This is a genomic window from Pseudidiomarina sp. (assembly GCF_033722695.1).
Classification (GTDB): domain Bacteria; phylum Pseudomonadota; class Gammaproteobacteria; order Enterobacterales; family Alteromonadaceae; genus Pseudidiomarina.
In genome coordinates this window covers 1-16,917 of record NZ_JAWVYM010000034.1, presented here as the reverse complement: position 1 = coordinate 16,917, position 16,917 = coordinate 1, and the positions used below count along the sequence as shown (strand labels likewise).

Here is a 16,917-nt window from a genome sequence, read left to right as displayed (position 1 = left end):
TTGATCGAACGCACGTGCAGAACCACCGTAGGTTTTCGCCAGGACTGACGTGATTGCAGCAGTCAGAGTAGTTTTACCGTGGTCAACGTGGCCGATAGTACCGACGTTAACGTGCGGTTTGACGCGATTAAATTTTTCTTTAGACATAACAGCCTCTCTTTTGACAACTTACGGTGGTTAAACACCAATAATTCAGTTGCTAACCGAAAGATGAACAGAAGAGGAATGGCCGGAAAGAAATGGTGCTGATAGGCGGATTTGAACCGCCGACCTCACCCTTACCAAGGGTGCGCTCTACCAACTGAGCTATATCAGCACTTTCAGATTATTGGAGCGGGTAGTGGGAATCGAACCCACATCATCAGCTTGGAAGGCTGAGGTAATAGCCATTATACGATACCCGCAAGCCTTGATTCGGGGCCACCTCAAACCATTCGGTACTCGCCGCATTAAAAACCACAATGCAAATTGGTGGAGGGGGCAGGATTCGAACCTGCGAAGGCTGAGCCGTCAGATTTACAGTCTGATCCCTTTGACCGCTCGGGAACCCCTCCAGACAAATTTTGAGTTGGTGCCGGCACCAAGAGTCGAACTCGGGACCTACTGATTACAAGTCAGTTGCTCTACCAACTGAGCTATGCCGGCACCCCGGTTAGGTGGAGCGCATTGTATTGTACCGATTTTCCGGATGCAATAGAAAATGGCATTTTTTTTGGCGATTTGCCGCTGTTTGCTTAAATTGCGAACGGATGCCGTAAAATAATCGTCTCAACCCGGTCCGGGCCGGTTGAAATAATATCTACAGGCACGCCTGTCAGAACTTCAATTCGCTTGATATAAGCCAACGCCGCGGTCGGTAAGTCCTGATGGCGGGTCACGCCAACAGTACTGTCCTGCCAGCCAGGCACGGTTTCATAAACCGGCTCGACATTATCGTAATCTTCTGCGGCTAATGGCGGATAGTCTGTTACGGTGCCGTCAGGCTTGCGGTAGCCGACACAGATTTTAAGTTCTGACAGGCCATCTAACACGTCCAGCTTAGTCAGGCAGAAACCACTGACTGAATTGATTTGCACGGCGCGACGAGCGGCCACGGCATCAAACCAGCCGGTACGACGTTTGCGGCCAGTGGTGGCGCCAAATTCATGGCCTTTAACGCCTAAATGCTCACCCACTTCACAGTCCAGTTCCGTCGGGAACGGACCGCTACCAACCCGGGTGGTATAGGCTTTGACAATACCCAGCACATAATCGATATAGCGCGGTCCGAAACCAGCGCCGGTGGACACGCCCCCAGCCGTAGTGTTCGATGACGTCACATAAGGATAAGTACCATGGTCGATATCCAGCAAGGTACCCTGGGCGCCTTCAAACATCAGGTTCTGACCAGACTTACGGGCGTCATCCAGCATGGATGGCACATCGGCAATCATGTCTTGCAGTTCGGTGGCGATCTTACGGCAGTACTCCAGTACTTCTTCAACGTCTACCGCATCAACTTTATAGTAGTTAGTCAGGGTAAAGTTATGGAATTCGACCACTTCACGCAGTTTTTCTTCGAAGCGCGTAAAATTGAACAAGTCGCCTACCCGCAGACCGCGTCGCGCAACTTTGTCTTCATAAGCAGGACCAATACCGCGACCGGTAGTACCTATAGCTTTGTCTCCGCGCGCGAGTTCGCGGGCTTTATCCAGTGCCACATGGTAAGGCAGAATTAACGGGCAGGCTTCACTGATCAGCAGGCGTTCACGCACCGGTACGCCGCGCTTTTCCAGCATGGCAATTTCTTCCATCAGCGCTTCCGGCGATAACACCACGCCGTTGCCGATAATGCACTTCACGTTGTCACGGAGGATGCCAGAAGGAATCAAATGCAAAACGGTCTTTTCGCCGTCGATAACTAAGGTGTGACCGGCATTGTGCCCGCCCTGATAGCGAACCACCAGTGATGCTTTATCGGTAAGCAAGTCAACGATCTTGCCCTTACCTTCGTCACCCCATTGTGTGCCGAGAATTACGACGTTTTTACCCATGATGCTGATACCAGATGTCTGTGACTGTAGTGAATGACAGGTGCTGCTGAAAAAACAGGCGCGATTCTAGCAGGTATTTGCGCCTGAAGGTAGCCCGATCAGGGGGCTGCCAGGGCTTTTTTCAGCCGCTCGTAGTCTGCAGCTTCGTGATACAACGCAAATCCGAAGCGCAGCCGGTTACCGCGATAATCCGTGTCAATTCCCGCCTGAGCCAGGTCAGCAGCAAGTGCTGACACCGCCTCAGCACTGGCCAGTTCAAAGGTCAGGAAATGACCATGGTGGCTGGCGTCAGCCATTAGCAGCGTGTCACGATTTAGCTGCGGATGCTTGCTGGCGTCAATAATGGCCAGAAAATCTTGCTGTAGTTGTTGCACATAACGGTGGATTTGCGCCACCGTTAGATTATCCTCATGCCACCATTGCAACACCGCCTGCAACCGGTACAGCGCTGAATAGTCCATCGTCGCACCGGCGAAACGCAGGCCATCAGCGGCGTATTCAACGCGGCCGTCCTGCGGTTTGGCCAGGCTGGCGAAGTCGGCAAACCAGCCAGTGTATTCCGGCCGTAGCTTACACTGATGCGGCACCAGCATAAAACAGCAGCCCTCACCGGCCTGCAGGTACTTATAGGACCCAGCCAGATAGAAAATTCGATCGGCCACCGCCGACAAGTCGGTCGGAATCGCACCGCAACCATGATAGCCATCAACCACGACCTGAGTCTGCTCCGGTACCAGGTCAATCCAGTTATCCACCGTGGGAGCCACCAGCGCAGAATTGAAAAACACCTGACTGATAAATATCAGCTGATAGTCATCCGCCCGGAGTGCTTCGCGCCAGCGTTCTTCAAAGCTGGCGAAAGGCTCGACCGCAATCATACTGACCTTAACCTGGGGCCGTTCAGTTAGCCGTCTGAGTTGCCGGGAAAAACTATAGAATTCGCTATCGGTGGTGAGAATATGCAACGGTTTATCGGGCGCAAAACAACTCATCACCCGGTACAGCAATTCATGCGTGTTACCGGCGAAAACGATTTGTTCCGGCCGCGGGTAGTTCAGCAGCTTCGCGAGAAGCTGCTGCACTGCAGGGATCCGGTTACCGAAAATTTCATCCCATTTATGATCGACACCGCGGGCGCTGTCTTCCCAATAGTCGAGCTGTGCCTGACGGGTCACGTCGGGCCAGTAATGATGACTATGCGGGGAACAGTGCAGGCTGTCAGGGTGTTTTGCAATAAATTGGCTGTAGTGCTTTTTATAGGACATAAAAGACCTGGTAATAAAGATGGGGAGCATGAAAAAGGCCCGCCGGTTACTACCCTCCGGCGGGCCTGTAGCTGTTACTTCTTACCGCTGATGTCTTTCAGGTAGCGGAAGAAATCGCTGCTTGGGTCAAGTACTAATACATCGTTGCCGCCGGCAAAACTTGCCTTATAGGCTTCTAAACTACGAATAAAGGCGTAGAACTCTGTATCCCGGCTATAAGCGTTAGCATAGATACCTGCGGCTTCTGCGTCACCTTCACCACGAATTTCCCGCGACTCACGTTCAGCGTCAGCTAACATAACAGTTACCCGGGCATCCACATCGGCGCGGATAAACTCAGCTTGCTCCCGACCTTCTGAGCGATGCTCAGTCGCCACAGCCTGTCGTTCAGCACGCATCCGCTGGAAAATCGACTGGCTGACTTCGTCAGGCAGGTTAATCTGCATGACCCGCACGTCAATGACTTCGATACCCAGTTCACGGGCACTGTCCGCGCCACGAATCAGCGCTTCGCGCATCAGATCATCGCGTTCACCGGAGACGATTTCTTTGATGGTCCGGTTACCGAATTCAGCGCGCAGGCCGCTGCTTACCCGACGGGTTAACAGCGCTTCAGCCTGCTGCTGATTACCGCCGTTAGTCGACAGGTAATAGGTCGCAAAATCGGAAATACGCCACTTGACGTAGGTATCAACGATTAAATCTTTCTTTTCGCTGGTGATGAAACGATCGGGGTCGCCATCAAGGGTCTTGAACCGGGCATCCAGGCGTTTTACCTGCTCAATAAAAGGCAGTTTAAAATGCAGACCTGGTTTAAACACCATAGGTTCGCCGGTGTCAGCATCGCGCTGAACCTTACCGAACTGCACGACGATAGCCCGCTGACCTTCCTTGACGACGAACAGTGAGGAAACCCCCAGTGCCAGCGCAATAATAACTAAAATAGCGATTAAGTTTTTCATACTTTACCCCCTGCCACTGCTGGAGCGGTCGCTAGTACGACCACTGGCAGATCCTGATGAAGTCTGATTGTTACCTGATGAGGATCCGCTGTCTTTCGACATCGACTCACTGGCACCACCGGCAGAAGATTGATTACGCTGACGCTCCATAATCTTGTCGAGCGGCAGATACAGCATATTGTTGCTGCCTTCCACGTCCACCATGACCTTGCTGGTCTTCTGGTAAATGCCTTCCAGAGTTTCCAGGTACAGACGCTCGCGAGTCACGCCCGGCGCAGCGCGGTACTGAGGTAACAATTGCTCGAAACGTGCGACTTCACCCTGGGCTTTGAGGATAGTCTGTTCACGGTAAGCTTGTGCTTCCTGTAAAACCCGGCGAACCTGACCGCGGGCCAGCGGTTCAACCTGACGGGCATAAGCTTCGGCTTCCCGAATGAAACGCTGCTCATCTTCCTGGGCCGAAATTGCGTCATCGAACGCGTCTTTTACGGCTTCAGGCGGCCGCGCTGGCAGCAAGTTGATATCCACAATCTGAATACCAAGCTGATAGGGCGCAATCATGGTTTCAAGCAGTTCCAGGGTGTTCGCGCGAACGTTTTCCCGACCAACTGTCAGTACTTCATCCATGGTGGTGTGACCCACCACATAACGCAGCGCACTATCCGTAGCCTGTGCCAGACTGCGGTCGGCGTTTTCGACGGCGTACAGGTAATCACGCGGATTCACCACACGGTACTGCACGTCCAGCTCTACCCGCACTACGTTCTCGTCCTGCGTCAGCATAAAGCCTTCGGACTGGAATTGTTGTACGTTACTGACATCAACGGTTTCTACCGAATCAATAAACACCGGACGCCAGTGCAAACCGGACTCGACCAGATCATGGTACTGACCAAATCGCAGCACTACACCACGTTCCGCTTCTTTTACAGTATAAAAGCCAGCGATAAACCATACCGCAAGAAGGATAACGGCGATAACACCAATACCTTTGGACGGAAAACCACCGCCACTTTTGCCATCGCCGCTTTTCTTACCCTTATTGCCGAGGCCTAATTTACCCAGTAAATTACGCACTGCTTCGTCGAGGTCAGGCGGGCCTTGATCGCGGCCGCCCTGATTTTTCCATGGATCACGGTCATTGTTATTACCGTTTCCCGGTTGATTCCAGGCCATTTATTACTCCAGTTAAGAGTTGATATAAAACTAAAAAACTATCCGGCGCTTATTCTACAAAGCCTTGCAGACTATCGCCATACTCGGTGGCAACCTGCTTGCTTAGCCGTTCCCAATCCACCGCAGACATTCTCACCTGTAAAGCCAGTTGCCCATCCTCACAGGTTTGCTCGCCGGTCACACTATTCAGTGCATACAGCTTACCACGTAATTTGCCCATTGACGGAGGAATCCGTAAGGAAACATTAACCATCCGCGGCCGCAGCCGATCAGTCAGGGCTTTAGCCAGCAATTCAACACCATCGCCGCGCCGTGCCGACAACCAGACCCGGATCGGCATACCCTGATCATCGCGATCTATACGTGCCTCTCCATCATCTAACGCGTCTATTTTATTACAGACTAACAACTGCGGCACGTCGTCAGCACCAATTTCACTAAGGACTTCAGTAACCTGATGCATATTGTCGGCCTGCCGGTCATCACTGATATCCACTACATGCAGCAGCAAATCAGCTTCCTGGGTTTCCTGCAAGGTTGCTTTAAATGCGGCGACCAGTTCATGGGGAAGATGACGGATAAAACCTACGGTATCCGCAAGGATAATACTGCCAACGTCCGGCAAATCCAGTTTCCGCAGGGTCGGATCCAGAGTAGCAAAAAGTTGATCCGCGGCAAAGACGTTGGATTCAGTGATCCGATTAAAGAGTGTGGACTTGCCGGCATTGGTATAGCCAACCAGCGATACGGTTGGAATCTCAGCGCGCTGACGGGCCCGACGACCCTGCTCACGCTGCTTCTGAACCTTCTCCAAGCGCGCCATAATATTGCGGATACGGCCACGAATGAGCCGGCGATCTGTTTCAAGCTGGGTTTCACCCGGCCCGCGCAAACCGATACCACCTTTTTGTCGCTCTAAATGGGTCCAGCCGCGAACCAGTCGAGTCGACAAATGGCGCAGCTGCGCCAGCTCAACCTGCAACTTACCTTCATGGGTACGGGCGCGCTGCGCAAAAATATCGAGGATCAAACCCGTGCGGTCTAGCACCCGGCACTGACAAAGCTTCTCGAGGTTACGTTCCTGAGTCGGCGATAAACTATGATTAAAAATAACCAGATTTGCGCCCACTGCTTTAACCTGTTCGGCGACTTCTTCCGCCTTACCGCTGCCGACAAAATAGCGCGAGCTGGGGGTGCTGCGGGATGCTGTCACTACGCCAAGGGTATCAACCCCAGCTGATGACACCAGTAATTTCAATTCAGAAAGGTCTTCCCGATCAATTTCAGTCGGAAAATTGACATGTACCAGGACAGCCTGTTCACCACTTTCAAACCTATCAAACAAGCTATCACTACTCCTCTGTAACTACCACTTCGTTAATCAACCGCCTCTTCGCTACCTGTCTCGGCCTGGGGCAGATAATTTTGTGGTATCCGCGAAGGCACCACCGTTGAGATGGCATGTTTATACACCATCTGACTTACGGTGTTTTTTAATAAAATGACGAACTGATCGAAGGATTCAATCTGCCCCTGCAGCTTGATTCCATTGACCAGATAAATTGCAACAGGCACTCGTTCACGACGCAGTGCGTTTAAAAAAGGGTCTTGTAACGTCTGTCCCTTAGCCATAAGTGCTTCCTTTTTTTGTTATAGTTTGAGTGCAGGCATGAGGTGCATCCGCACAAAATCAGTGTTTCACAATCAGTGCCTGATAACTATAGAACAAGCTATTCTGTTTAACACCTTTGCTATCAAAAATTTTCTTTCATACCACTCATATAAGGCTGCTTTTTAGCTTTTCAAGTCCGTCCGGTCAGCAAAATGCTGAGGCGGCTTTTGCAAATACGCAAGTGCCTGCCCAGGCAGATCATCTGACTGTGTATTCAGCCAATGAATACCCGGCCATTTCCGCAGCCAGGTGAGTTGCCTTTTAGCCAACTGACGCGTCGCAAAAACCCCTCGATCGAGCATTTCTTCATAGCTGAATTCGCCGTCGAGATACTGCCAGACCTGACGGTAACCAACGCAACGCAACGCCGGCAGATCCAGATGTAAATCCGGGCGTTCACGCAATGCTTTGACCTCATCCAGCAGACCTTGTTCCAGCATCAGCTGAAAACGTAACGCGATACGCTGGTGCAGCACAGAACGGTCCGGCGGTGCCACTGCCAGTTGCCAAATTGGATAGGGCAAAGCCCCTCGACGCTGCTGGGACAACTCTGTAAGTGAGTGCCCACTACTTCGCCACACTTCCAGGGCGCGGATTAATCGCTGAGGATCGTTGGGATGGATGCGCGCTGCGCTTGGGGGGTCAATCAGTTGCAGCTGACTATGCAAATACCTGCTACCCTGCTCATCCAACAGGGACTGTAGCTGCTGTCGGATGGTGGGATCGGCTTCCGGCAGCTCCGACATACCCTCAAGTAGCGCTTTAAAATACAACATCGTACCGCCGACCAGCAGCGGTATCCTGCCCTTTTCGATGATGGCTTCAATATGGCTGCGCGCATCTTTGGCAAACTGCGCGGCCGAATAACTTTCGGCGGGATCACAGATATCAATTAACCGATGAGGTGCTCGCGCGAGCTCTTCCGCCGTGGGTTTGGCGGTACCTATATCCATACCCCGGTAAATGAGCGCCGAATCAACCGAAATAATATCGCAGGGCAAGCGCTGACACAGTTCGATAGCCAGCCCGGTTTTACCTGCCGCCGTCGGCCCGTACAGACAAATCACGCCAGGCTGGTTCATCGCAGTGCCTCCGGCAGCTCAGGTAGCGGCAGGGGTAGCAGGAATTCACCGGGCTGCCCCAGCTCATCGTGCCACACCTGCAGCCAATGTTCGGCCCGGGTTAAGCTAAAGTGGCAGGCGACCTGTTGCAATGCCAGCCATAACCAGAGTTCAGCGGTGGGTTCCATAGCCGATTTTTCCAGCAAGCCGACCAACTCCATCAGTGTACGGCTAACATCGGTTTGCCGCAGTGGGGCCGGTACTTGCTGCACCGTCAGGTGACGGCCATTGCTCGTTAACTGAACGCCAAGCCGCGCCAGGCGCTGTGAATCCATTGCCCGTAAGCGCTTACAATCAGCAGGGTTGGTCACCTGCACCGGAATCAACAAAGGCTGGCCCGCCAACCCCGTCTGCCATTGCGTCGCTAGCTGTTGGGCCAGCTGCTTCTGCTGCACGCGCTGTAAATCAAGTAACGCCAGGGGCTCGGGTAACGCCGGGTTGTTCACTAAGGCAAAACGCTCAGCGACCACCTGCAGCAGCTGATAACCCTGCTTATAGTCAAGCTCTGATACCAGCGCTGGTGGCGGCGCGGCGGCGCGGCCGCCCATCACGCCGGGCAACGGCGTTGACGCAGCGGGTTTTAGCTCCCGGAGCTGCTGACGCAACGCCGTGCCCGCCTGCTGGTACTGGTGGCCAGCAGGCGCAGGATCCGGCTGGGTGCTCTCGCGCAGCGCTGGCCGCAGACTCTGCAGCACAAAGTCATGGATCTGCCGCGCTTGATGAAAGCGCACTTCGTGTTTGGCCGGGTGTACATTTACATCGACATCGGTCGGTGGCAATTCCAGATATAGAACAAAAGTGGGGCTACGTTCATCATTCAGGCTATCGGCGTAAGCCTGGCGGATGGCATGGGCCAGTAAGCGGTCGCGCATCATGCGACCATTCACGTAAAAATACTGCACGTCGCCCTGATGCCGGCAGTGCGCGGCCGGGGCTATCCAACCGTGCAGGCGTACCGGCCCGGTCTGCTGTTCAAGATAAATCGCATGGTCGGTAAAAGCCGGGCCGCACACTTTGGTCAGGCGGTTCAGGAACTGTTCTTTGTTAGTCGCTGCGGGATAGCTCCTGACCAGTTTCTGGTTGTGCGTCAGGTTCAGGCGTACATCAAAGCGCCCCAGGGCAATACGCCGCACCACTTCATCAATATGGCCGAACTCGGTTTTGTCCGTGCGTAAAAACTTTCGGCGGGCCGGGGTATTAAAGAATAAGTCCTGCACATCCACTGTAGTGCCATCAGGATGGCTCGCCGGCGTGAGTTGCGCCTGCATGTCGCGCCCTTCAACCCAGGCTTCCCAGGCTTCGGGCTGGCCGGCTGGCCGTGAGGTCAGCCGCAAGCGCGATACCGAGGCGATACTGGCCAGCGCCTCGCCACGAAAGCCCATGCTCATAATGGCTTCAAGATCGGCCAGGCAGCTGATCTTGCTGGTGGCATGGCGGCTCAGCGCCAGCGGTAATTCAGCTTTTTCAATACCAGCACCATTATCACGGATACGAATACGCCGGCGGCCACCCTGCTCAATTTCGACGCTTATCTGATCAGCGCCGGCATCCAGACTGTTCTCAACCAGCTCTTTAACCACTGAAGCCGGGCGCTCGATCACCTCACCAGCGGCTATCTGGTTAGCCAGGGCGACGGGCAAAAGGTGTATTGGCATCGCTTAACCTGTCAGGAAGATGGAATATCAAGTACCTGGCCTATTTTCAGCACGGTACTATTCAGTTTATTGCGCTCTTTGATAGCCTGCACTGAGGTATTATAGCGTTCTGCCAGCACCGACAACGACTCGCCGGATTTCACCACATGCTTGCTGGCGCGGTTTGTCGCAAAGTAGGTACCATCCGGAGGCTTACGCGTGAAATAACTGCGCACCCCGTAATACACAGCGCGGGCGACCTGCTGCTGATATTTATTGCTAAGCAACAGGCGTTCTTCTTCAGGGTTTGAAATAAAACCGGTTTCAACCAGCATCGATGGCACACTACCTGAAGTGAGCACAGCCAGGCTGGCGTGCTGGGGCTTACTCTTGTGCATACGGGTGATTTTTTTCATTTCATTAATAATTTCTTCCGCCGCTTCATATCCACTCGCCATAGCATGGTCCATCGACATCGACACCAGCGCCTCATTGAGATAGCCATGGGTATCATCGGTCTGAATACTCAGTTCCACGCCGCCGAGCACATCAGAAAGCCGCTCTTTATCTTCCAGCAGCCGACCCATTTCGTTATTGGCCCGCCGGTTAGATAATACCCATACGGAAGCGCCTCGGGGCTGCGGCGAAGTAAAGGCGTCCGCGTGAACCGATACCAGCAAGTCGGCCTTAATTTCTTCCGCCTTGCGGGTCCGTGCTTTGAGGCCCACATAATAATCATCAGAACGGATTAGATAAGCTTGCATAGCCGGGTCTTCGTTAATCATATCGGCCAGCGCGCGGGATATTTTCAGCACGACGTGCTTTTCGTAGGTACCTCCGGGCCCGATTGAACCCGGATCGTCACCGCCATGGCCGGCATCGATAGCCACAGTAACCTTACGTTCTTTCAGATCACTGGCGCGCAAAACAGGGGCGCTGCGCACGACCGAGCTACCGGGTAGATCGACCACCAGGCGCTCACCATAACGGTCATTAGCAGCTAACGGAAATACCGATGGTTCAACCTTCTCGGTTAATTCGAAAACGATCCGGGTACTGTTTTTGTCTTTCGGCGTACTGAGGCGAATCTTATTGATCAACAAGGAGTCGGTCGGCACTTTGCTTAAATCGACCTTGCGTCCGGTATTGGCGAAATCCACCACCAGCCGATAGGGTTTAGTGTCGTACAAGGTGAAGTAACTGAAGTCCGGGGTTTCAGTCAGGTCAAAAACCACGCGGGTGTTATCCGGCGCAGGCCAGACCCGAATGTTTTCAATGTTATTGGCATGAGCCGGCGCCAGCGAAAAAGCGGCGAAGCATGCCAGTATCCCCACAAGCCAGCGATGCATCAGAATGTATCGAGAATTTCCCGACCCCGTTGTGTTAGCGCAGTTAATGTCATTGATCTCGCGGTATCCGCGTAATCGATCGTTATTGTTATATCCTGGTCCGGCAGATAGCCCTCACCCCGTTGTGGCCACTCAGCCAGAATAATCCTGTTGTTGCCAAGGTAATCACGAATGCCCATAAATTCAAGTTCTTCAGGATCCGCCAGGCGATATAAGTCAAAGTGATGCACCTGCCAGTTCGGCAAATCATAGCTTTCGACTAACGTGTACGTAGGGCTTTTGACCTTACCCTGATGACCAAGTTCCTGAATAAAACCACGACTAAAGGTGGTTTTTCCCGCACCCAGCTCGCCGTATAAAAAAATAGTCAGGGCGGCATCACCGGGCTTGCCAGTAATTTGTTCTGCGGCGTTCGCAAGGCGGGCAGCTACGGCCAGCAATGCGGCTTCATCGGCCAGAAATAAAGTTACTGCAGTCATGCGTTATCCGTCAGCGAAGTCAGTTGCTGGTGAGGGTTTACCAGCCGCCGTAAAAAGTACGTAAGATCGGTTGGTAGTGTACCACGTTCCCCCTGTTTTGCTGCAAGTTCGCCTGCACTGCCATGCAGCCAGGCAGCGATCGCCAGCACCTCATCCAGCGGCACGCGTTGTGCCAGCAAGGCGCCGATAATACCGCTTAATACATCGCCGGAACCGCCGGTTGCCAGCGCCGGGGAGCCTTGCCGACAGACCTGTATCATACTGTCGCCTGGGGCCGCGATCAGGCTACCGGCACCTTTGAGCAGTACCTGCGCATTAAACTCATCCGCCAGCTTACGCACTGCGGCATAGCGATCCTGCTCGATTTCGGTGGCCCGGCAACCCAACAGCCGTCCGGCCTCGCCGGGATGAGGCGTTAATAACCAGCTGGCTGCAGCTGGCGGCTTGTGTTTGCTCAAGGCCAGCAAATTCAGTGCGTCCGCATCCATAACCAGGCAGCCTTCCCAGACGATGAGTTGATTAAATAGCGACTGCCCCCACTCGTGCTGCCCCAGCCCGGGTCCCAGCACCACCACATCGGCCGCGCTGAGCAAATTATCAAGATTGCTGTCGTCCGCAGTTACCCCATCAAGCGTATGAACCATTAATTCAGGCTGCGCGCTGGCAACAATGGCGTGACTCTGCGGATGCGTCAGCACAGTCACCTTGCCGGTGCCGCAGCGCAACGCGGCCTGACCAGCCATAATGGCCGCGCCTGAGAGGCCTGGATAACCTCCGACAATAAGCACGTGGCCATGATCCCCCTTATGCGAAGACGCTTCGCGGCAGCGCAAGTGTTCACTGACCCGCCGGTCATTGATGCTGTAAGCACAAGCGCGCTGCCGGCGACGGAAAGCCTCGCCAATGCCTAAATCCGCAAGTTTCAGTTCGCCGCAGTAGGTCCTGGCCTGGCCGGTAACCAAGCCCGTTTTCAGAGCCACCATAGTGACCGTTCCATGTGCTTTAACGGCAACGGGCATAGGCTGGCCGGTGTCGCTGTTCAAACCTGTCGGACAGTCGACACTAAGTACATAACTGCGATGATTCGCCGAAAAATCATTAAGCAACTCTGTCAGTTGCAGGTAAATATCGCTTAACTCCCGACTCAACCCGGTGCCCAGCAGCGCATCAACGATGACTTCGGCGTTGGAAAGTATACTTTCGCTAACCTGATCCAGACTGGTCACCTTGCCGCCTTGTTCGCGCCAGACCTCACAAGCCTGCTGCGTCAGGTCGCTTGACGGTTCAGCAGCTGCTACTTGCACTTCATAGCCGGCATCCTGCGCCAGCCGCGCCAGTACCCATCCGTCGCCCCCGTTATTGCCAGGCCCGCAAAGAATCAGCAACCGCGCCGGTAATTGCTGTACCTGACGAATATGCTCTAGACAGGCCTGGGCCGCCCGCTGCATCAACTGCTTTTCGCTGATATCCTGACTGGCTGCGGCATCCTGCTCGCCCTCGCGAACCTGTTCGGTGCGATAAATAAGCTGCGACGTACTTAGTGCCATCAGTGAATTCCTCGTCGTTTTTTGGTATTTTAGGCGTATTACTCAAGCATAAGACGTATTCCATGGATTTTCATCAACTCGCTGCCGATATTAAGCGCTGGGGCGCTGAGCTAGGCTTTCAGAAAGTCGGTATTGCCGATCTTGATCTGAGTGCCGAGCAGGAGCATTTACAGCGCTGGCTGGACGCGGGCATGCATGGCGAGATGGATTATATGGAACGCCACGGCGACCTGCGCGCCCACCCCGAACAGTTGCATCCGGGAAGTGTGCGGGCAATCTCAGTACGTATGAACTATCTGCCCGCGGAAGCCGGTTTTGCCAAAACCCTGAAAAACCCTCGCTTAGGCTATATCAGTCGCTACGCCCTTGGCCGTGATTATCACAAGCTGATGCGCAAACGGCTAAAACAGCTGGGGGAAAAAATAAAATCAGCCTGTGCTGATCTCGATTTCCGTCCCTTTGTCGACTCGGCTCCTATTATGGAACGCCCGCTCGCCGTAAAGGCCGGTCTTGGCTGGACGGGTAAACACAGTCTGGTACTTGATGAAAAAGGCGGTTCCTGGTTCTTCCTCGGCGAGTTACTGGTAAACCTGCCGCTGCCCGTCGATCAGCCGGTGGCAGAAAAATGCGGCACCTGTAAAGCCTGTATCACCATCTGCCCGACTCAGGCCATTGTCGAGCCTTATATATTAGACGCCCGGCGCTGCATTTCTTATCTGACCATTGAACTGAAAACCGCAATCCCGGAGTCGCTACGCCCGTTAATCGGCAATCGTATCTATGGCTGCGATGACTGTCAGCTCATCTGTCCGTGGAACCGCTACGCGCAGCTCACCGATGAGGCAGACTTTTCGCCGCGCCAGCATCTGCATGCGCCGGAACTGCTGGAGCTATGGGAGTGGGATGAGGAAACCTTTCTGTCCCGCACTGAGGGCTCGCCCATTCGCCGGATTGGCTTTGAGCGGTGGACCCGGAATCTCGCCGTGGGGCTTGGCAACGCGCCAGCGAATGCGGCGGTAATTGCGGCCCTCGAGGCCCGTCGGAACGTGGTCTCAGACATGGTGCGCGAACATATCGACTGGGCACTGGCGCGTCAGCGCAGTGGTGCGGTACAGCCAGCTAAGCAGGTATTGCGGCTGGTGCGCGCGGTAGAACGGGGCTTGCCGCGCGACGCCTAATGCTGCGCGTGAATTCGATCCCGCCCCTGCCGCTTGGCGTCATACAACAAATGATCAACCTGCGATAACAGACAGTCGGCTGAGTCAAAACGGTCCGGATGAAACTCGACCAGCCCCACGCTAATGGTGAGTTTAATCGGGGTGCCTTGAACAGTAATATCCAGCTTCTCCAGTTCTTCCCGCAGCCGCTTCAGAGCACTTTCCGCGTCGGTAGCCGCCGCTTCAGGAAATAATACAGCAAATTCGTCGCCGCCCATGCGCGCGGCGACATCGATGTCCCGCAATGACCCGAGCAGTAACGTTGAGAACGCTTTCAGGATTTCATCGCCTGGCATATGTCCATACTTGTCATTTATCTGCTTGAAGTTGTCGATGTCGATCAGGGCCAGCGAAAATGGTCGTTCCATGCGCTCGGCCCGCTTCATTTCATTATCGAGCAGCGGCATAAACAACAGCCGGTTGCCAAGCCCGGTTAACGGGTCATGATTGGCTTTATAGCGCCACCTCTCTTTCGCCGAGGTGGTACTCATCAATTCCCGCTGGTGCAGTTCCGAACCCAGCACCAGAATCGCGATGGTATACAAAAACGTGAGCAGCATCAGGCGGGTTTCCGTTATGTCGCCGGTGGCGAAAGGCCCGGGATCGTGCGACGCCAGCGCTACCACCATGCAGACGGTTAAGGTAAGGGCTACATAAGCAGTTCCCCTTCGCCCCTGAACGGCCAGAAAAAGCAGCGCGGGAAACAACAGAAAGATAAATCCACTGAACAGTGTGAATGCCAGATATACCAGCCCCATGCAGATAATAAACAGGCTGAAGCAGCGGGCCATCTGGCCGACGTACATAGGCTCGATCCGACTAAATGCCGAAATTAACGGATAAACAATCAGAATCCCCAGAGAATTCGTCAGCACCAGCATCATCCATAGCCACTTTGCATCTGCCAATTCAATGTAACCGCCCCATAGAAGATTCGGGACAAGCAGTGAAGCATTTATTGCGGTGGGAATCAGACAAACAATCACCAAAAACGGAAGGATATCAGCAAAACGCCGCATGCCATCGGGCAGCACCCGGCATAATAGGTAATAGGCCAGAGCACTTTCAAAGGTATTGGCCGCAGCGGAAATTCCAGTGTGTGTGTAGTTAGTTGCCGAATCAAATATCGACATACCCGGAAGGTTGGCGGTATAACTGGCGATAAAAATAAAAGGCAATGCCCGCCAGCCAAAAAACTTTATCATCGCCAGACCGATACCAGCGGGAAACCATACCAACGCTAAATTTTCAGGGCCCAGCGAGAACGTCGACATCGACAGTCGCGCGCTGATATAATAGACAGCGGCTCCGGCAATCAGCCAGAGGAGTCTATACCGGAAGACCCAACCAACATCGCTCATGAACCTCTTCTTCTCAGTCACAGGTCGTGGTTTTTAGATTAGACCGCAATAAGCAGCCTGACAAGAAGCCTTTCTGACTCAATTATCGGATTTATCCTCATGTTTGCAGGAGAGAGTCGCCAATAACTGCGTAAAAAAGTATCGCCCTTTACGACGGGCAAAAGCGATGTTTCGATCAGGTATCGACTCGGGTTCCCCGTATGCGGCGAGCACCCGTTCCAGGCTGGCTTCCCGCAGAATATGTAGAACCGGATGAGGAGAGCGATTAGTATAATTGGCTGGATCATCTTCCGGCTCGCCGTCGAAGCAATAATCCGGATGAAAGCTGGCTAACTGATAAACGCCTTCATAGCCTTGCTGACAGATTAACTCGTTGGCTACATCAACCAGGTCCAGGTAGCCCCAGAATCCTTCAAACCCGGCCGGGATGATTAATAACGTGGTTTCGGTACCCGGATGCTGATCCAGATAGTCGCATTCAGCAATTACGTCTTCTAAAACTGCGGGCAGCCGTGATGAACCGCTGACTACGTAGCGGATACTGTCGCGCTCGACCTCGCGACGGGCAAACGGACAAATCGAATACTTCACGATCAACTGCTCAACCCAGGCCTTAGTTTGAGCTATCACGTCAGCAGACTGTGTTTGGGTGGTAGCCATCTCTGCTACTTTTCCGTGCCCTTGGATTTCTTCAGCAGGTCTCGGATTTCTGTCAGCAGCACTTCCTGACCAGATGGTTTAGGTGCGGCTTTTGGTGCTTCTTCTTGTTTTTTCTTCAGTGAGTTCATTACCTTTATCGCAATAAAGATAGCGAAGGCGACGATAATAAAATCAACCGTGGACTGGATAAATTTACCGTATAGGATAGCAACTTCAGGTTGGGTTTCGGTCGCGTCCTGGATCACCCAGGCCAGCTGAGAAAAACTGACACCGCCAATCATGACGCCAAGCGGAGGCATGACGATATCGGCAACAAACGAGGACACGACCCGGCCAAACGCGGCACCAATAATGATACCTACCGCCATATCCACCACATTGCCACGCAGCGCAAACTTTTTAAATTCCTGCAATACAGACATCCCAATTCCTCCCACGGTT

The 16,917-nt window shown here is 53.6% G+C and carries 16 protein-coding genes and 4 tRNA genes; 1 reads left to right on the top strand and 19 read right to left on the bottom strand.

Annotated elements, in window-relative coordinates:
* The 16 genes from R3196_RS09765 to R3196_RS09690 form a co-directional block, all read right to left on the bottom strand.
* The coding region (locus R3196_RS09765) for a GTP-binding protein (RefSeq protein ID WP_318936588.1) at nt 1-147 on the bottom strand (147 nt) is incomplete at its 3' end.
* A gap of 93 nt (nt 148-240) precedes the next feature.
* Nucleotides 241-316 (bottom strand) — tRNA-Thr (locus tag R3196_RS09760).
* Between the two features lie 13 nt (nt 317-329).
* Nucleotides 330-404: transfer RNA gene (locus tag R3196_RS09755), tRNA-Gly, on the bottom strand.
* Nucleotides 405-469: 65 nt separating this feature from the next.
* Nucleotides 470-554 (bottom strand) — tRNA-Tyr (locus tag R3196_RS09750).
* Between the two features lie 15 nt (nt 555-569).
* Nucleotides 570-645: transfer RNA gene (locus R3196_RS09745), tRNA-Thr, on the bottom strand.
* Nucleotides 646-734: 89 nt separating this feature from the next.
* Nucleotides 735-2,033: an adenylosuccinate synthase gene (locus tag R3196_RS09740; protein WP_318936586.1), complete on the bottom strand. Its 1,299-nt coding sequence runs from the start codon at nt 2,031-2,033 to the stop codon at nt 735-737.
* Nucleotides 2,034-2,131: 98 nt separating this feature from the next.
* On the bottom strand, nt 2,132-3,298 hold the full coding sequence (locus tag R3196_RS09735; protein WP_318936585.1) for an aminotransferase class V-fold PLP-dependent enzyme: 1,167 nt from the start codon (nt 3,296-3,298) through the stop codon (nt 2,132-2,134).
* 74 nt (nt 3,299-3,372) lie between these two features.
* Nucleotides 3,373-4,260 (bottom strand): protease modulator HflC, encoded by an 888-nt coding sequence (hflC, locus tag R3196_RS09730; RefSeq protein WP_318936584.1) that lies wholly within the window; start codon nt 4,258-4,260, stop codon nt 3,373-3,375.
* A 3-nt stretch (nt 4,261-4,263) separates the two neighbouring features.
* A complete protein-coding gene (gene hflK / locus R3196_RS09725; protein ID WP_318936583.1) occupies nt 4,264-5,436 on the bottom strand; it encodes an FtsH protease activity modulator HflK in 1,173 nt (390 codons plus the stop codon).
* Between the two features lie 49 nt (nt 5,437-5,485).
* Nucleotides 5,486-6,781 carry a ribosome rescue GTPase HflX gene (gene hflX, locus R3196_RS09720; protein ID WP_318936582.1) on the bottom strand — a complete coding sequence of 432 codons (1,296 nt, stop codon included), beginning with the start codon at nt 6,779-6,781 and terminating at the stop codon, nt 5,486-5,488.
* Nucleotides 6,782-6,813: 32 nt separating this feature from the next.
* On the bottom strand, nt 6,814-7,068 hold the full coding sequence (hfq, locus tag R3196_RS09715) for an RNA chaperone Hfq (protein ID WP_318936581.1): 255 nt from the start codon (nt 7,066-7,068) through the stop codon (nt 6,814-6,816).
* A gap of 162 nt (nt 7,069-7,230) precedes the next feature.
* Nucleotides 7,231-8,190, bottom strand: coding sequence for a tRNA (adenosine(37)-N6)-dimethylallyltransferase MiaA (miaA, locus tag R3196_RS09710; RefSeq protein ID WP_318936580.1), 960 nt, complete (start codon nt 8,188-8,190; stop codon nt 7,231-7,233).
* Nucleotides 8,187-9,884 carry a DNA mismatch repair endonuclease MutL gene (gene mutL, locus R3196_RS09705; protein ID WP_318936579.1) on the bottom strand — a complete coding sequence of 566 codons (1,698 nt, stop codon included), beginning with the start codon at nt 9,882-9,884 and terminating at the stop codon, nt 8,187-8,189. The genes miaA and mutL overlap by 4 nt, the downstream gene beginning before the upstream one ends.
* An 11-nt stretch (nt 9,885-9,895) precedes the next feature.
* On the bottom strand, nt 9,896-11,212 hold the full coding sequence (locus R3196_RS09700; RefSeq protein WP_318936578.1) for an N-acetylmuramoyl-L-alanine amidase: 1,317 nt from the start codon (nt 11,210-11,212) through the stop codon (nt 9,896-9,898).
* Nucleotides 11,212-11,691 carry a tRNA (adenosine(37)-N6)-threonylcarbamoyltransferase complex ATPase subunit type 1 TsaE gene (tsaE, locus tag R3196_RS09695; RefSeq protein WP_318936577.1) on the bottom strand — a complete coding sequence of 160 codons (480 nt, stop codon included), beginning with the start codon at nt 11,689-11,691 and terminating at the stop codon, nt 11,212-11,214. The genes R3196_RS09700 and tsaE overlap by 1 nt, the downstream gene beginning before the upstream one ends.
* Entirely contained in the window at nt 11,688-13,238 is a 1,551-nt protein-coding gene (locus tag R3196_RS09690) for an NAD(P)H-hydrate dehydratase (protein WP_318936576.1), read from the bottom strand. Before R3196_RS09690 ends, tsaE begins: the two co-directional genes overlap by 4 nt.
* Before the next feature lie 62 nt (nt 13,239-13,300).
* Between R3196_RS09690 and queG the strand changes: the two genes are divergently transcribed.
* Entirely contained in the window at nt 13,301-14,416 is a 1,116-nt protein-coding gene (gene queG / locus R3196_RS09685) for a tRNA epoxyqueuosine(34) reductase QueG (RefSeq protein WP_318936575.1), read from the top strand.
* Here the strand turns inward: queG and R3196_RS09680 are convergent.
* The 3 genes from R3196_RS09680 to mscL form a co-directional block, all read right to left on the bottom strand.
* Nucleotides 14,413-15,816: a diguanylate cyclase gene (locus tag R3196_RS09680; RefSeq protein WP_318936574.1), complete on the bottom strand. Its 1,404-nt coding sequence runs from the start codon at nt 15,814-15,816 to the stop codon at nt 14,413-14,415. The genes queG and R3196_RS09680 overlap by 4 nt on opposite strands.
* Before the next feature lie 78 nt (nt 15,817-15,894).
* Complete coding sequence (locus R3196_RS09675) at nt 15,895-16,476, bottom strand: DUF1415 domain-containing protein (protein WP_318936573.1); 582 nt, start codon at nt 16,474-16,476, stop codon at nt 15,895-15,897.
* Nucleotides 16,477-16,481: 5 nt separating this feature from the next.
* Nucleotides 16,482-16,898 (bottom strand): large-conductance mechanosensitive channel protein MscL, encoded by a 417-nt coding sequence (gene mscL / locus R3196_RS09670; protein WP_318936587.1) that lies wholly within the window; start codon nt 16,896-16,898, stop codon nt 16,482-16,484.
* Between the last annotated feature and the right edge of the window lie 19 nt (nt 16,899-16,917).

Coding starts and splice junctions, on each gene's coding strand:
- R3196_RS09740 (WP_318936586.1), bottom strand. CDS start 2,033: ATGGGTAAAAACGTCGTAATTCTCGGCACACAATGGGGTGACGAAGGT.
- R3196_RS09735 (WP_318936585.1), bottom strand. CDS start 3,298: ATGTCCTATAAAAAGCACTACAGCCAATTTATTGCAAAACACCCTGAC.
- hflC (WP_318936584.1), bottom strand. CDS start 4,260: ATGAAAAACTTAATCGCTATTTTAGTTATTATTGCGCTGGCACTGGGG.
- hflK (WP_318936583.1), bottom strand. CDS start 5,436: ATGGCCTGGAATCAACCGGGAAACGGTAATAACAATGACCGTGATCCA.
- hfq (WP_318936581.1), bottom strand. CDS start 7,068: ATGGCTAAGGGACAGACGTTACAAGACCCTTTTTTAAACGCACTGCGT.
- miaA (WP_318936580.1), bottom strand. CDS start 8,190: ATGAACCAGCCTGGCGTGATTTGTCTGTACGGGCCGACGGCGGCAGGT.
- mutL (WP_318936579.1), bottom strand. CDS start 9,884: ATGCCAATACACCTTTTGCCCGTCGCCCTGGCTAACCAGATAGCCGCT.
- R3196_RS09700 (WP_318936578.1), bottom strand. CDS start 11,212: ATGCATCGCTGGCTTGTGGGGATACTGGCATGCTTCGCCGCTTTTTCG.
- tsaE (WP_318936577.1), bottom strand. CDS start 11,691: ATGACTGCAGTAACTTTATTTCTGGCCGATGAAGCCGCATTGCTGGCC.
- R3196_RS09690 (WP_318936576.1), bottom strand. CDS start 13,238: ATGGCACTAAGTACGTCGCAGCTTATTTATCGCACCGAACAGGTTCGC.
- queG (WP_318936575.1), top strand. CDS start 13,301: ATGGATTTTCATCAACTCGCTGCCGATATTAAGCGCTGGGGCGCTGAG.
- R3196_RS09680 (WP_318936574.1), bottom strand. CDS start 15,816: ATGAGCGATGTTGGTTGGGTCTTCCGGTATAGACTCCTCTGGCTGATT.
- R3196_RS09675 (WP_318936573.1), bottom strand. CDS start 16,476: ATGGCTACCACCCAAACACAGTCTGCTGACGTGATAGCTCAAACTAAG.
- mscL (WP_318936587.1), bottom strand. CDS start 16,898: ATGTCTGTATTGCAGGAATTTAAAAAGTTTGCGCTGCGTGGCAATGTG.